Here is a 15,154-nt window from a genome sequence, read left to right on the forward strand (position 1 = left end):
GGAAATCATGACCAAGAGACGATCGCAGCACTGGTTCGGCGGGCAGGGCAAGGACGCCTTCATTCACCGCAGCTGGATGAAGAACAACGGCCTGCCCGACGATGCCTTCGACGGCCGCCCGGTGATCGGCATCTGCAACACCTTCTCCGAATTCACGCCTTGTCACGTGCATTTCCGTGGCCTGATCGAGCACATCAAGGCGGGCGTGCTGGAAGCCGGCGGCCTGCCGCTGGAATTCCCGGTCTTCTCCTGCGGCGAATCCAATCTGCGCCCGACGGCGATGCTGTTCCGCAATCTCGCCTCGATGGATGTCGAGGAAGCGATCCGCGGCAATCCGATGGACGGTGTCGTGCTGATGGCAGGCTGCGACAAGACCACCCCGTCGCTGGTCATGGGCGCGGCCTCCTGCGACCTGCCGTCGATCGTCATTTCCGGCGGGCCGATGCTCAATGGCCGTTTCCAGGGCCGCGAGATAGGTTCCGGCACCGATGTCTGGAAATTCTCCGAGGATGTCCGCGCCGGCGTGATGAGCGAGCAGGATTTCGCTAATGCCGAGAGTGCCATGTCACGCTCGCCGGGTCATTGCATGACCATGGGCACGGCCTCGACCATGGCCTCGATGGTCGAAGCGCTCGGCTTGGCGCTGCCGGGCAACGCTGCCTATCCGGCGGTCGACGCGCGCCGCAGCCGCATCGCCCGCATGACGGGGCGGCGCATCGTCGAGATGGTCAATGAGAATCTCCGCCCGTCCGCCATCCTCAAGAAAGAAGCTTTCGCCAACGCCATCCGTGTCAATGGTGCCATCGGCGGCTCGACCAATGCGGTCGTGCATCTGCTGGCGATTGCCGGCCGCGTCGGCACCGAACTGACACTGGACGATTGGGATCGGTATGGCCGCGATGTACCGACCATCCTCGACCTGATGCCGTCAGGCCGCTTCCTGATGGAGGACTTCTGCTACGCAGGCGGCATTCCGGCGGTCATGAAGGAGATCGGCGATCTGCTCGATCTCGACGTGCTGACCGTCACCGGCAAGACCGTGCGCGACAACATCCGTGACGCTGAAAACTACAATCCCGAGGTGATCCGCCCGCGCGACAAGGCGCTTACTCCCAATGGCGGTATCGCGGTGCTGCGTGGCAATCTGGCGCCCGACGGCGCCATCATCAAGCCGTCAGCCGCGTCACCGGCCCTGATGAAGCATCGCGGCCGCGCCGTCGTCTTCGAGGACATCGACGACTACAAGGCGCGCGTCGACGATCCCGCGCTCGACGTCGACGAAGCGTCGATCATGGTGCTGAAGAATTGCGGCCCCAAGGGCTATCCGGGGATGGCCGAGGTCGGCAACATGGCGCTGCCCCGGAAGCTGCTGAAGCAGGGTGTCCGCGACATGATCCGCATCTCCGATGCCCGCATGTCCGGCACCGCCTTCGGCACCGTCGTGCTGCATGCCGCACCCGAAGCCGCCATCGGCGGCCCGCTGGCGCTGGTCAGGAGCGGCGACTTCATCGAGCTCGACGTCGAAGCAAGGAAGCTGCATCTCGACGTGTCGGCACAGGAGTTGGCGCGGCGTCGTGAATCCTGGCTACCGCCCGTCCCGGCGATGCGCGGCGGCTATCAGGGCCTCTACGTCGACCGTGTCCTGCAGGCGGACCGCGGCGCCGATCTCGACTTTCTCGTCGGATGCCGTGGCCACGCCATTCCACGCGAAAGCCATTGAGGCCGACCAGCATGCCTAATTTCCGGCCTGACGATTTCCACGGCATTCACGCCATTCTCTACGCGCTCTTTGACGCGAACGAACAACTGGACCGCGCGGCGATGCGTCGGCAAGTCGAGATCTGCCTGGCGACGGGCGTGCACGGCATGGCGGCGCTCGGCCTGGCGACGGAAGTCGCCAAGCTGACCGAGGCCGAGCGCCGGACGATCATGGACTGGACGGCGGAAGATACGGCTGGAAAAGTGCCGCTTGCCTTCACCATCTTCGGCGCTTCGGTGGCTGAGCAGGTGGCACAGCTTCGCCATGCTGAAAGCGTGGGAGCGGATTGGGTGATCCTGCAGCCGCCGCCGGTCGGATCCTATGGTGCGCTGGAATACACCAGGTTCTTCGGCCGCGTCGCCGAGGCAACCGACCTGCCGGTGGCGATCCAGAACGCGCCGGCGTTTTTCGGGCGCGGCCTGTCATCGGACGAGATCCGCGAACTCGTCACGCTTCATCCCAACATAAGGCTGATCAAGGGCGAAGGCCCGGTCACCGACATTGCCGGATTGATCGAACGCACCGAAGGCCGGATACCCGTTTTCAACGGACGCGGCGGCCTTGAACTGATCGACAATTTCCGCATCGGTTGCCGCGGCATGATCCTGGCGCCTGATGGCATCGACCTCGCCGTGCGCGCCTACAATGCGTTTCGGATCGGTGACGAAGCGACGGCCGAGGCCGAGTACGCAAGAATGCTGCCGGCAGCGGTCTTCGCCATGCAGGGCATCGAGAACCTGATCTGCTACGGCAAGCGGCTGTTCGGCGCCCGCGCAGGCATCACGATACACAACCGGGCTCCGGCGATGCGGCCCAACGAGACCGGCGTGGCGATGGTGGCGCGCTTTGCGGCTGGCCTCGGTCGGTTGCCTGGCTGAACGGCAACTGCCCTTCAATAGGTCGTCCGCCCACCCGACAGGTCGAACGTGGAGGCGGTCGTGAAACTGTTCTCCTTGGAGACGAGCCAGGCGACCATCGCCGCGGCTTCGTCGACCTCCAGCAAGCGGCCGCGCGGAATGCGCGAGCGCATATATTCGATGTGCTCCGGCGTCAGCTGTTCGAGAATGCGCGTCTGTGCCGTGGCCGGCGAGATGCAGTTCACGGCGATGTCGTACTGCGCCAGTTCCTTGCCGAGCGACTTGGTCAAGCCGATGACCGCCGCCTTCGAGGCTGAATAGGCGGAGGCGTTGGGGTTGCCCTCCTTGCCGGCGACCGAAGCGATATTGACGATCCGTCCGTAATTGCGCTCCTTCATTCCGGGAACCACGGCGCGATTGACGTAGAACGTACCGTTTACGTTGACGTCGATGACCTTCTTCCACGTCTCGATGTCGTAGACGTCGAGCGGGGCGGCAGGGCCGGCAATTCCGGCGGAATTGACCAGAATGGAAATCTTGCCGGCCAGATCTTCGGTCCTGGCGCGCGCCGCGTCCACCGACGTCCAATCGGCGACGTCCACGATCTCTGTCGTGGCAGCGTTGCCGAGTTCCTTCTTGGCGGTTTCGAGGCGGGCCTCATCGAGATCCCACAAGGTGACCGTCGCGCCGGAGGCGACGAAACGCCTGGCCATCGCAAAGCCGAGGCCTTGGGCGCCACCGGTGACCACAGCGTGCTGGCCGTCAAGATCGATCCTGTTCATGTCGAGCGGTTCTTTCCGTTTGAGCTACTTCCGGGATAAAGGCCGGCCTGTGCAGGCGGGCGATCGCTACATGGTCGCGCCAAGGCTCCATGGCACGAACTCGTTGTCGCCATAGCCGAGCGCTTCCGACCTGGTGCGCCCGCCGGAAGCGACGCGCAGGATCTCGGCAAAGATCTCCTCGCCCTTCTCGGCCAGCGAGACGCCGTCCAGTATGTCTCCGCAATTGATATCCATGTCCTCGCGCATCTGCTCGAAGATGAAGCTGTTGGAGGCAAGCTTGATCGAGGGCGTCGGCTTGCAGCCAAAGGCCGAACCGCGGCCGGTGGTGAAGCACAATATGTTGGCGCCGCCGGCGACCTGCCCGGTGGCCGAGACCGGGTCGTAGCCGGGCGTATCCATGAAGATGAGGCCGCGCTCGTTGATCGGCTCGGCATATTCCAGCACCGCGCGCAGATTGGTGGTGCCGCCCTTGGCGGAAGCGCCGAGCGATTTCTCCAGGATGGTCGTCAACCCACCCAGCTTGTTGCCGGGCGAAGGGTTGTTGTTCATCTCCATGTCGTGCCTGGCGGTATAATCCTCCCACCAGCGGATGCGTTCGATCAGCTTTTCGCCCACCGCGCGGCTCTCGGCGCGCAAGGCGAGGAGATGTTCGGCGCCATAGATCTCCGGCGTCTCCGAGAGCACCGCCGTACCGCCTTGCCCGACAAGCAGGTCCACCGCAGCACCTAGTGCCGGATTGGCGCTGATGCCGGAGTAACCGTCCGATCCGCCGCATTGCAGCGCAAGCACCAGTTCGGAGGCTGGTTGCGGCGTCCTTTCGGCGGCGTTCACCGTAGGCAGCATGTCGACGATCGCCTTCACGCCAGCCTCGACCGTCTTTCGCGTACCGCCGGTTTCCTGGATGGTCATCGTGCGGAAAATCGTGCTCTCCTCGATGTTGTACGACTGCATCCAGCGTGGGATCTGGAACGCTTCGCAGCCGAGTCCGACCATCAGCACGCCGCCGACATTGGGGTTCGTGGCAAAGCCCCATTGCGTCCTTTTCAACAGGTCGTAAGCGGGACCCTTGGTGTCGATGCCGCAGCCAGTGCCGTGGACGAGTGCGATGATACCGTCGACATTGGGATAGTCGCGCAGGATGCCAGACCGGTTGACCTCGTCGGTGATGAACCGGGCGACGCTGGCAGAGCAGTTCACCGAGGTCAGGACGGCAATGAAGTTGCGCGTGCCCACCTTGCCGCTCGGCCGGCGGTAACCCATGAAAGTAGCGCGCTCGGCCTCGGCAACGATCTCGGTTTGCCTGGTATTCGTGCCGAAGACGTAGTCGCGTTCGAAATTTCGCAGATACACATTGTGCTCGTGAACCCAGTCGCCGGCGACGATTGGTTCCCGCGCAAAACCGATGGTCTGGCCGTATTTCACGATCGGCTGGTCCGAGCCGATGTCGCGCAAGGCCATTTTGTGCCCGCGCGGTATGCGTGCCCTGGCAGCCACGTCACCGGCTTTTTCGCCGATCTTCAACGGATCGACCGCCAGAAGAATGTTGTCGGCCCCCGAAAGCTTGATGAACCGCGCCATGACCCCATACTCTGAAAAAGTTCTCCGCGACAGGAGGTCGAGAGACAAGAAATGATTTGGAATACTAATATAATAGAATGTCAGAGGTCAAGGAGGTCAAGGCCGGAGACTGGATGAGGTCGTCATGAAAGACGGACCGGTCGCCACGTCGTTGGGGCATATCCGGGAAGCGACTGCCCGATAACGTTCTGGTCAATCGAGATGGAAGACCTCTCCCATGGCCGCCCACCATTCGCCGTCGGCGCGCGTCGGCAGCGGCGTCTGCATGGGGTCGCACAGTTCCCACCATTTGCGCATGGCCGGCGACTCGCTCATCCGCGCTGCATCCCTGGCGAAGTCGCTGCCGTGATACTCCCAGCAGGCGAACAGAAGGTTCTCCGGTTCGCGCAGGAAGATCGAATAGTTGCGGATGTTGGCGCGGCTGATGACGTCGAGCACTTCGGGCCAGACGGCGGCGTGGACGCGCTTATAGTCCGCGATCGCCTCGGCTTTCACGCCGATACAAAGTCCCATTCTTTGCATGCTGGTTGCTCGCGGGGCTTCAGCCGAGAAGGTCGGCGGCGACTTCGAGCGTGTTGCGGAACGACGTCTCGAGATGATGTTCCATGGCCCGTGCCGCACCCTCGGCGTCGTGGCGCTTCAGCGCGTCGAAAATGGCCTCGTGCTGCTCGATCGTCTGTTCGCCATAACCCGGTCTTGGGATAGCGAGATAGCGCCCGCGATCCATCTGTGCCTTCGAGATGTCGACGGCTCTCCAGATCATCGGCAGGCCGCAGATCTCGGCTATGGTGCGGTGGAAGACATCGTCGAGTTGTATCGCGGTGGCATATCTGCCGCGGGATATGGCAAGCCGGTGCGCCGCCATGTTGTCTTCCAGCAATTCGCTGGCTGCCGCCGTGAACTTGGCGGCCGCGCGTCGGGCGCTTTCCATCTCCAGTGCCCGCCGGATGACATAGGCTTCTTCCAGGTCGGCCCGGCTGATCGGAGCAACATAGGTGCCGGTCTGCGCCAGGATCTTGACCAGGCCCTCGTCGCTGATGCGCTTGACCGCTTCGCGAACGGGGGTGCGAGACACCCCCAGGGCCTCCGCGATGGCGACCTCGTTGATGACCTCTCCCGGCTTCAACTGCCCGACGACGATCAGGTTGCGGATCTTGTGGTAGATCTGATCGCGGAGCGGAAGAGCCCGATTGAGCGTCGAAGGATCCAGGTCCATTGCAAATCCGTGTCTTCGTTCACCAGAAATGGCCAGATAATACTAGAATGTCAATTGGAACGCATCCAATACAAGCGTGGGGGCCGGTGACGCACGACGTCATGACGACCCGCCGGAATCCAGCTTGCCAGAACTGTTATATTAGTGCAATAGTGAGGATGAACGATAGAAAATTCAGTCCGGGACTGAGGCCTGGATCTTCAACAGCGCAGGCCATTCAAGCTTGTTCGAAGAAGCCCGAACTGCGTTTGCAGCGCTATTATACTAACATATCGAAGGCCGATGTAGCGCACCGGCCGGCCGCCAGGAGGAACCTAGCCAGATATGACCGTCGCCGCCGATTGCGCCTTGGATATGCGAGGCATCAGCAAGAACTTTCCAGGCGTGAAGGCTCTGTCCAACGTCAATTTTGCCGTGAAATTCGGCACCGTTCATGCGGTCGTGGGTGAGAACGGCGCCGGCAAATCGACGCTCATGAAGATCCTCAACGGATCCTACGCGCCCACCAGCGGCACGATCAAAGTCGGTGGCGCCGAGGTGCGCATGCGCCGGCCCGCCGACGCCCAGGCGCTCGGCATCCGCATGGTGCACCAGGAAATCAATCTGGTCCCCGACCTGACCGTCGCCGAGAACGTCTATCTCGGCCGCATGCCCGGCAAATGGACCTTTCTGCGCAAGCGCGAGATGGTCAGGGCGGCGGCTGCCGTCCTCGACGAGCTCGGAGCGGCCATTAATCCGCGTGAACGGCTCGGCAACCTTTCTATCAGCCAGCAGCAGCTCGTCGAGATCGCCAAGGCCTATGCGGCGCAGCCGAGGATCATCGTGCTGGACGAGCCGACATCCAGCCTCAGCGAGCATGAGACGGCGGCGCTGTTCCGGATCCTGCGCAAGATGCGCGATGACGGCATCGCCATCGTCTACATCAGCCATCGGCTGAAGGAGGTGCTCGAAATCGCCGATGAGGTGACGGTGCTGCGCGATGGCTCAATGATCGAGACGCGTCCGATCAAGGGCATAAAGGCTGCCGATATGATCAGGCTGATGGTCGGTCGCGAAGTTAGCAATGTCTTCCCGAAAAGTCCGGCCGCGATCGGCAAGTCCGTGTTGCGCGTGGAGCATATCAGCGACGGACAGCGCTTCCGCGATGTCAGCTTCGAAGTGCGCGCCGGCGAGATACTGGGCTTGACCGGCTTGGTGGGCGCTGGCCGCACCGAGGTTGCCCGCGCAATCTTCGGCCTGTCGCGGCTTGTCGAGGGCACGGTCAGCGTCAACGGACGCGAGGTCTCGATCAACTCGCCATCCCAGGCGGTCAGGGCAGGCATTGCCTATGTTCCGGAAGATCGCAAGGGCGATGGCGTCGTGCCTGGAATGTCGGTCCGGGAAAACATCAGCCTGCCCATCCTGCGCCGCCTGACCCGTTTCGGGCGCATCAGCCGCAGCGCCGATCGCGCGCTTGCCCGGGATTCGGTCAAGCAGTTTTCGATTTCACCGCCCGACGGCGAACGGCGCATCAGCCTTCTGTCGGGCGGCAACCAGCAGAAGGCGGTCATCGCCAAATGGCTTGCCGCCAAACCTTCGGCCTTGATCCTCGACGAGCCGACGCGGGGCGTCGACGTCGGCGCCAAGGCCGAGATCCACCACATCATCGGCCAACTCGTCGCCGGCGGCATGGCGGTCGTGATGATCTCGTCGGAACTGCCCGAAATCCTCGGAGTCTGCGACCGCGTGGTGGTGATGCGCGATGGCTATGCCTCCGAGCCTCTCTTGCGCAGCGAATTGAGCGAGGAGCGCATCATGGCGCTGGCCACCGGGGAGAAGATGGCTTGAGCGAAGCGGCCATGGAGATCGGTGGCGTGAACCGCAACGACCGCTTTACGCGTGGCAGCAGGCTTGTCGATGTCCTGTCGAAGGCGGGGCTCGCCTTCGCCATCGTCGCCGTGATGCTCTACGGCTCCCTCGTCAGCCCCGCCTTCTTCACGTCAGGCAATTTGCTCAACGTCCTGACCTCGATGTCTATCGTTGGCATCGTCGTCGTCGGCATGACCTTCGTGCTCGTGGTCGGCGGCCTGGCCGACCTGTCGGTGCCGGCCACCATCGCCTGCGGCGCCATCCTGTCGCTCGGGCTGCAGCCGATGATCGGGCCGCTGCCGGCGTTCCTGCTGGCGGTGGGTCTCGCGGGCCTCATAGGCCTGCTCAACGGGGGCCTGGTCGGATATGTCGGCATCAATCCCATCATTGCCACGCTCGGCGTTGGCACGATCGGACTGGGCATCGTCCAAGCGGCTGTCGGCGGGGTCATCGTCTATGGCAGCAATCCCGCCTCAGCCGAATTCGCCAAGGGCCGGCTGTTCGGCATTCCGGTCGTGGTGTTGATCTTCCTGGTCATCGCCCTTGTCGGCCATTTCGTCCTGTCCCGCTCCTTCTGGGGTAGATGGACGCTCGCCACCGGCGGCAATTACAGCGCCGCCGAGGCTAGTGCGGTTCCGGTGCGGGCCGTGAAGGCTGGCGCCTTCGTGATCACCGCACTGGCTTCCGGCATCAGCGGCGGCCTGCTCGGACTGACGCTGCAGAGCGCGCGGCCGCTCATCGGCGGCGGCTACGAATTCAGCGCCATCACGGCGGTGGTGGTCGGCGGCGTGTCGATCGTCGGCGGCTTCGGATCGGTGCCGCGGGCCATTGCCGGCCTCATCTTCGTGCAACTGCTGACCAACGTCATGGTGCTCGACGGTGTGCGCACGCCAATCCAGGGTTTCCTGCTCGGCATCCTGATCGTCGGTGCCGTCGGCATGGATGCGGCATTGCGCAAGCGGGGCGTGGCGTGATGCGTTTTCTTTCGCTTGTCTCGCAGCATCGCGTCGTCATCATTCTCGGCCTGACGCTCGTCATTTCCGCGCTGTTGGTCCCCGGCTACCTCTCGGCATCGACGCTCGGCCTCGGTCTCGACCGGGCGGCGACGATCGGCCTGATCGCGGTCGGCCTGACGGTGCTTTTGATATCGGGCCAGATCGACCTCTCCGGTGGCGCCGTGTTTGCCCTGGCCGGCATCGTATCGGTCATCCTGCAGCGAGAGATCGGCATCCTGCCTGCCGCGATCGTCGGCATCCTGGTCGGTACCCTGGCAGGCGCCATCAACGGCATGCTGGTCGTCGGCCTGAAGGTGAATTCGCTCGTGCTGACGCTCGCGACGATGCTGATCTTCCGCTCACTCGCGCACTGGATCACCAACAGCCAGCCGGTGACCGGAACCGACATCATGCTCTCCCTGGCGCTGGCCAAGATCTATCTCGATGTCTTCACCCTCCGCAGCGTGCTGTTCATCGCCCTGATCGTGCTGCTGCATTTCTGGCTGACGCGCACCATACCTGGGCGCAACGTCTTTGCGGTGGGGTCCAACCCGGCGGCTGCCAAGGAAAGCGGTATCGCCTCGGACCGTACCGTCTTTCTCGGCTTTGTCTTTGCCGGCACGCTTGCCGGCCTGGCGGGGATTCTCCAGAGCCTCGTCACCAACACCGGCTCGCCTGTCTTCGGCTCGGAACTGACGGTCGCCGTCATTGCCGCGGTCGTTGTCGGCGGGACTCGTCTCGAAGGCGGCAAGGGATCCGCGCTCGGCACGCTCGGCGGCGTGCTGACGATCGGCTCGCTGACCATCGCGATGGAGTTCCAGTCCGTTCCCGCATACGTCCAGCAGGTCGTGTCCGGGCTTATCCTGATCCTGCTCGTCGTGCTCGATCGGGCCGTTACCACCAAGGGGAGGGCTCCGGGCACGCGCCCGGCGCTCGTTCGCGACAATCCAATCACTCAAGGAGGAACCACATGATTGGGAGGAAACACATGATTGGCAAGAAAAGCATGCTTCACGTCGCCGCCATGGCGGCTGTGCTGGCATCGACGGGCTGGGCCAGCGCCAAGACGGTCTGCTACGTGACGGCAGCGGATTCGCATGCCTACGCGACGCCGGCCAACAAGGCGCTTCAGGCGCGCGCTGCGGAACTCGGCATCGAGATCCTGAGCCTCAGCCAGGATTTTGATGTCCAGAAAGGCACCGAGCAGCTCAACACCTGCGTTGCGCGCAAGGTCGACGGCATCATCCTGTGGCCGCTCGACCCGCAGGCATACATACCGGGGCTGGCGCGCGCGCAGCAGGCGAACATTCCGGCGATCCTCATCAATTCGCCGATGAGCGACGATGCCAAGCCGTTCATCAAGTCGTTCACCGGGCCTGATGTCTATGAGGAAGGCAAGCTGGCGGCGGACTCGCTGAGCAAGGCGCTGGGCGGCAAGGGCTCCGTCGTCATCATCGCCGGCCAGGCCGGCAACGGCACCACGATCGGCCGCGTCAGCGGCTTCACCGACCGTCTCAAGGAAACCAATGCCGAGATCAACGTGCTCGACACGGTCAACGCCGACTTCGACCAGCAAAAGGCGCTGGTGGTGAGCCGCGATCTGATCACACGCTTCGGCGACCAGATCAGCGGTGTCTACGCCAATGACGACACGATGGCCCGCGGCTTCATCGACGCATGGAAAGAGGCGAACCCCTCCAAGGCCGCACCGCCGATCGTCGGCATCAATGGCCAGAAGGATGCGTTCGAATCGATCCGCACCAATGAGATGTACTCGACCATCGTCCAGTCGCCCGTCGAGGATGGCCGCCTGGCGATCAACACGATGGCCGAGATCATCGAGGGCAAGGAGGTCAAGGACCGGCTGCCGATCCCGCTGACAGTCGTCACCAAGGACAACGTCAACGCGGTCGAACCAGCGTTCTGATGCAGGAAGGGCGGCCCGCTGCACTCGGGTCGGCCTCGCCGCCGATTTCTTGGGGAGAGAAATTCTAATAGCGGCAACAAAATTGGAATAAACTAACTCTACAGAGTTTGTGGAATAAGCAATCTGCACTGGCGATCTGGTTTCCACCCGGACAGGACCACGCCATGCCTACCTTTTTGCGCTCGCCGTCAACCAAAGCAGGCATCTCCGGCCGCCTCCGTCGGGCGACGGGAGACAGGCCATGAGCAAGCACATTCCAGACCGTATCAAGGTGCTCTGGTTTCTGCCGACGCATGGCGACAGCCGCTATCTCGGCACGGCCGAGGGCGGCAGATCGGTCGATCTGCCCTATCTGACGCAAGTGGCGAAGGCGGCCGACACGCTCGGCTACTATGGCGTGCTGTTGCCGACCGGCCGCTCGTGCGAGGATTCCTGGGTGATCGCATCGGCTCTTGTGCCGATGACCGAACGCTTGCGTTTCCTTGTCGCCGTGCGGCCCGGTTTGCAGTCGCCGACGCTGGCCGCGCGCATGACTGCGACGCTGGACCGCATCTCCAATGGCCGCCTGCTGATCAACGTCGTCACCGGCGGCGATCCGCTGGAGAACAAGGGCGACGGCATTTTCCTGTCGCATGCCGAACGCTATGAGGTGACGCAGGAGTTCCTGCGCATATACAAGCGGGTGCTGAGCGGCGAGACGGTCGAGCATGACGGCAAGCATTTCCACATCGAGGACGGAAGGCTGCTGTTTCCGCCGGTGCAGACGCCTTACCCGCCGCTGTATTTCGGCGGTTCGTCCGATGCCGGGTCGACGGTGGCGGCGCAGGAGATCGACAAATATTTGACCTGGGGCGAGCCGCCTGCCGATGTCGAGCGCAAGCTGGACAGGGTGCGTGAACTGGCGCAGAAGGCCGGCCGCAAGCTCTCTTTCGGCATTAGGCTGCATGTCATCGCCCGCGAAACCACCGAGGAGGCCTGGGCCGCTGCCGACAGGCTGATCAGCCGCCTCGACGACACGACGATCGCCTCGGCCCAAAAAGTCTTTGCGCGCATGGATTCGGTCGGGCAGGCGCGGATGAGCGCATTGCATGGCGGCGATCGTGCCAAGCTCGAGATCGCGCCCAATTTGTGGGCAGGCGTCGGCCTGGTGCGCGGCGGTGCCGGTACTGCCCTTGTCGGCGACCCCGACACGATCGCCGAGCGCATCGACGAGTACCGGCGCCTCGGCATCGATACCTTCATCCTGTCCGGCTATCCGCATCTGGAAGAAGCCTATCGCTTCGGCGAACTGGTGCTGCCGAAACTGCCGACCGACCATCCGGTAAAAGCCGCCGGCTCGTCCGTCAACACCGGTCCGTTCGGCGAGACCATCGCCGGCGACCACCGGCCGAAATCGCTCGCCAGCGCCTCGTGAACGCGCTCCCTCCGGCCCGCCGGTTGCGCGTCGCCATCCTTGGCGGCGGCTTTTCCGGCGCGGCGGTGGCCTGGCATCTGGCGCGGGCACCTCAATCGAAGCGCCTGTCGATTTCCGTCATCGAGCCGCGACCAGCGCTCGGCGGCGGCCTGGCCTATTCCAGCGAGGAACCGTCGCACCGGGTCAATGTCCCCGCAGTCAGGATGAGCATGGCTCCCGATGATCCGCAGCATTTTGCACGCTGGTTGGCTGGCAGCGGAGAACTCGAACACGACCCGGATGCCATCTGGAAGAACGGCGACGCTTTTCCGCGCCGTCGCGTGTTCGGCCACTACGTCGCCGAGCATCTGGCGCCGTATCTCGGTTCCGGCCTTGTCCATCATGTCGAAGGTTCCGCCACACGCGTGACACGCGATGCCAGTGGCGCGGGCTGGACCGTGCACACCTCTGCCGGACCGGTCGTCGCCGATATCCTCGTCCTGGCAGCGACGCATCCGCGGCCCGGAATTCCCAACGCGCTGGCCTCGCTGACGGAAGCGCCAGGTTTCGTCGCCGATCCGTACGCTTCCGCCGCGCTTTCAGGGATCGGGCCGGAGGCGTCGGTGCTGATCGTCGGCTCCGGGTTGACCTCGGCCGACATGGTCGCCGAACTCGACCGCCGTGGCCATCGCGGCCGTATCCTCGCGCTGTCGCGCCGCGGCCTGCGCTCGCGCGGCCACCCGGATATCAGGGGCGAGCCTTTTGGCGACTTTGCATCCGCGCCGGCCACGACGGCGCTAGGCCTGCTCAAGACCATTCGCGCGACGCTGGCGGCCGCGCGCGCCGCCAATGTCAACTGGCAGTCGGTCTTCGATCAGCTGCGCCTCCAGGGGCCGGTGCTATGGGCTGCACTTGCGCCGCCGGAGCGGGCAAGGCTGGTGCGCCAGCTGCGCGTGTTCTGGGACGTGCATCGCTTCAGGATCGCGCCGCAGGTCGCCGCCGTGCTCGACCGGCGTCATGCCGCCGGTACAGTCGACACCATTGCCGCCAGGCTTGTCGCGTCGAACGACGAGGACGGCAGCCTGGCTGTCAGCTTTCAACGGCGCGGGCAGACCCGGATCGAGACGATGCGCTTCGCTGCCGTCATCAACACCACCGGTCCGGCCCATGGGCAGGCGCTGCAGCTGAACCCGGCGCTAAGCTCGCTGGCGGAAGCCGGCTTGATCAGGACGGACCAATATGGGCTTGGCATCGAGACAGGTCCCGACAGCCGCGCGATCGGCCGGGACGGCGCGGCGGTCGCGACACTCCTGGTCGCCGGCCCGCTGGCAAGAGGGACTTTCGGCGAGCTCATGGGTCTGCCGGAAGTCGCCCGCCATGCCCAGACGGTCGCGGTTGAAATAGCCAGGCTGCTGGTAACGCTGCCGTCAGCGCAGGCCATTGGCGTCAATGCCGCGCACCGTCCACACGTGGGCTGACACCTGCGGGCCGGGTTCGGCAGCGAAAATTGGTATTTCCGTCCCAAGAGCGCCCCAAAAACGGAAAATCCTTCTTTGTATATATATTCTATAAACATAATAAATATCGGAGCCGGCGCGACCGGAGCGATCAACGACACGGCCTGAATGGGAGACAGTTCATGGCACATGCAGAAGCCGATCCGATCAAATTCGCCTACTGGGTGCCGAATGTTTCGGGCGGCCTGGTGATTTCCAACATCGAGCAGCGCACCAACCATTCTGCCGAGTACAATCGCAAGCTGGCGCAGATCGCCGAGAAGGCCGGCTTCGACTACGCGCTTAGCCAGATACGTTTCACGGCCGGCTACGGCGCCGACGAACAGCATGAATCGGTGGCGTTCAGCCATGATCTGCTGGCGGCGACCACGACGCTCAAGGTCATCGCAGCGATCCTGCCAGGACCATGGAACCCGGCGCTGGCGGCCAAGCAGATCGCCACCATCAGCTACCTGACCAACGGCCGCGTCGCGATCAACCTTGTCTCCGGCTGGTTCCGCGGCGAGTTCCACGCCATCGGCGAGCATTGGCTCGACCATGACGAGCGCTACCGCCGCTCGGAGGAATTCATCCGTGCGCTGCGCGGAATATGGACTGAAGACAGCTTCACCTTCCGTGGCGATTTCTACCGCTTCAATGAGTATTCGCTGAAGCCGAAACCGCCGCAAATACCCGAAATCTTCCAGGGCGGCTCGTCGCGCGCCGCGCGCGACATGGCATCGCGCGTCTCGGACTGGTACTTCACCAACGGCAACACGCCGGCCGAGATCGCCAAGCAGGTCGATGATATCAGGGTCAAGGCGAAGGCCAATAACCATTCCGTCAAAGTTGGCGTCAACGCCTTCGCGGTCGTTCGCGAGACCGAGGACGAGGCCAGGGCGGTGCTCGCCGAAATCATCGCCGAGGCCAATCCCGACGCGGTCAATGCTTTTGGCCATGAGGTCAAGAATGCCGGCAAGGCCTCGCCGGAAGGTGAGGGCAATTGGGCGAAATCGTCCTTCGACGATCTGGTCCAGTACAATGACGGTTTCCGCTCGAACCTGATCGGCACCCCCAGGCAGGTCGCTCAACGCGTCGTCGACCTGAAGCGCGCGGGTGCGGATCTCATCCTGCTCGGTTTCCTGCACTTCCAGGAAGAGGTCGAGTATTTCGGCAAGCATGTCATCCCGCTCGTTCGCGAACTGGAAGACGCCGAGGCGGCGGCGTCGCTGGCGGCGGAATAGTCACCCCATAGGCACGCCGGACACGCGCCGGCCTGCACACATGGAGCTTGCCCGGCGCG

13 protein-coding genes are annotated in these 15,154 nt (G+C 63.7%); 9 read left to right on the forward strand and 4 right to left on the reverse strand.

The features are described from left to right. Positions 1-7: 7 nt before the first annotated feature. Positions 8-1,720, forward strand: a complete 1,713-nt coding sequence (locus AC0L2D_RS06080; protein ID WP_127368307.1) for an IlvD/Edd family dehydratase — start codon at positions 8-10, stop codon at positions 1,718-1,720. A gap of 11 nt (positions 1,721-1,731) precedes the next feature. Continuing rightward, on the forward strand, positions 1,732-2,637 hold the full coding sequence (locus tag AC0L2D_RS06085; RefSeq protein ID WP_473540592.1) for a dihydrodipicolinate synthase family protein: 906 nt from the start codon (positions 1,732-1,734) through the stop codon (positions 2,635-2,637). A gap of 14 nt (positions 2,638-2,651) precedes the next feature. Here AC0L2D_RS06085 and AC0L2D_RS06090 read toward each other — a convergent pair whose 3' ends face one another. The 4 genes from AC0L2D_RS06090 to AC0L2D_RS06105 form a co-directional block, all read right to left on the reverse strand. After that, positions 2,652-3,398, reverse strand: coding sequence for an SDR family NAD(P)-dependent oxidoreductase (locus AC0L2D_RS06090; RefSeq protein WP_337123067.1), 747 nt, complete (start codon positions 3,396-3,398; stop codon positions 2,652-2,654). 66 nt (positions 3,399-3,464) lie between these two features. After that, a complete protein-coding gene (locus AC0L2D_RS06095) occupies positions 3,465-4,976 on the reverse strand; it encodes a UxaA family hydrolase (RefSeq protein ID WP_473540593.1) in 1,512 nt (503 codons plus the stop codon). Between the two features lie 192 nt (positions 4,977-5,168). Next, a complete protein-coding gene (locus AC0L2D_RS06100) occupies positions 5,169-5,498 on the reverse strand; it encodes an L-rhamnose mutarotase (protein WP_063169853.1) in 330 nt (109 codons plus the stop codon). A gap of 19 nt (positions 5,499-5,517) precedes the next feature. Further along, entirely contained in the window at positions 5,518-6,192 is a 675-nt protein-coding gene (locus AC0L2D_RS06105; protein WP_013528167.1) for a GntR family transcriptional regulator, read from the reverse strand. A gap of 324 nt (positions 6,193-6,516) precedes the next feature. Between AC0L2D_RS06105 and AC0L2D_RS06110 the strand changes: the two genes are divergently transcribed. The 7 genes from AC0L2D_RS06110 to sfnG all read left to right on the forward strand — a co-directional run bounded on the left by AC0L2D_RS06110 (position 6,517) and on the right by sfnG (position 15,095). Then, entirely contained in the window at positions 6,517-8,019 is a 1,503-nt protein-coding gene (locus AC0L2D_RS06110; RefSeq protein WP_473540594.1) for a sugar ABC transporter ATP-binding protein, read from the forward strand. After that, complete coding sequence (locus AC0L2D_RS06115) at positions 8,016-9,014, forward strand: ABC transporter permease (RefSeq protein ID WP_245268583.1); 999 nt, start codon at positions 8,016-8,018, stop codon at positions 9,012-9,014. Before AC0L2D_RS06110 ends, AC0L2D_RS06115 begins: the two co-directional genes overlap by 4 nt. Then, on the forward strand, positions 9,014-10,009 hold the full coding sequence (locus AC0L2D_RS06120; protein WP_473540595.1) for an ABC transporter permease: 996 nt from the start codon (positions 9,014-9,016) through the stop codon (positions 10,007-10,009). Before AC0L2D_RS06115 ends, AC0L2D_RS06120 begins: the two co-directional genes overlap by 1 nt. A 14-nt stretch (positions 10,010-10,023) precedes the next feature. Next, positions 10,024-10,962 (forward strand): sugar ABC transporter substrate-binding protein, encoded by a 939-nt coding sequence (locus AC0L2D_RS06125; RefSeq protein ID WP_013528163.1) that lies wholly within the window; start codon positions 10,024-10,026, stop codon positions 10,960-10,962. A 241-nt stretch (positions 10,963-11,203) separates the two neighbouring features. Next, a complete protein-coding gene (gene ssuD, locus AC0L2D_RS06130; protein ID WP_473540596.1) occupies positions 11,204-12,376 on the forward strand; it encodes an FMNH2-dependent alkanesulfonate monooxygenase in 1,173 nt (390 codons plus the stop codon). Further along, positions 12,373-13,833, forward strand: coding sequence for an FAD/NAD(P)-binding protein (locus tag AC0L2D_RS06135; RefSeq protein WP_473540597.1), 1,461 nt, complete (start codon positions 12,373-12,375; stop codon positions 13,831-13,833). Before ssuD ends, AC0L2D_RS06135 begins: the two co-directional genes overlap by 4 nt. Positions 13,834-13,994: 161 nt before the next feature. Continuing rightward, complete coding sequence (sfnG, locus tag AC0L2D_RS06140) at positions 13,995-15,095, forward strand: dimethylsulfone monooxygenase SfnG (RefSeq protein ID WP_473540598.1); 1,101 nt, start codon at positions 13,995-13,997, stop codon at positions 15,093-15,095. Positions 15,096-15,154 lie beyond the last annotated feature (59 nt).

This window comes from Mesorhizobium sp. WSM4833, assembly GCF_055811095.1.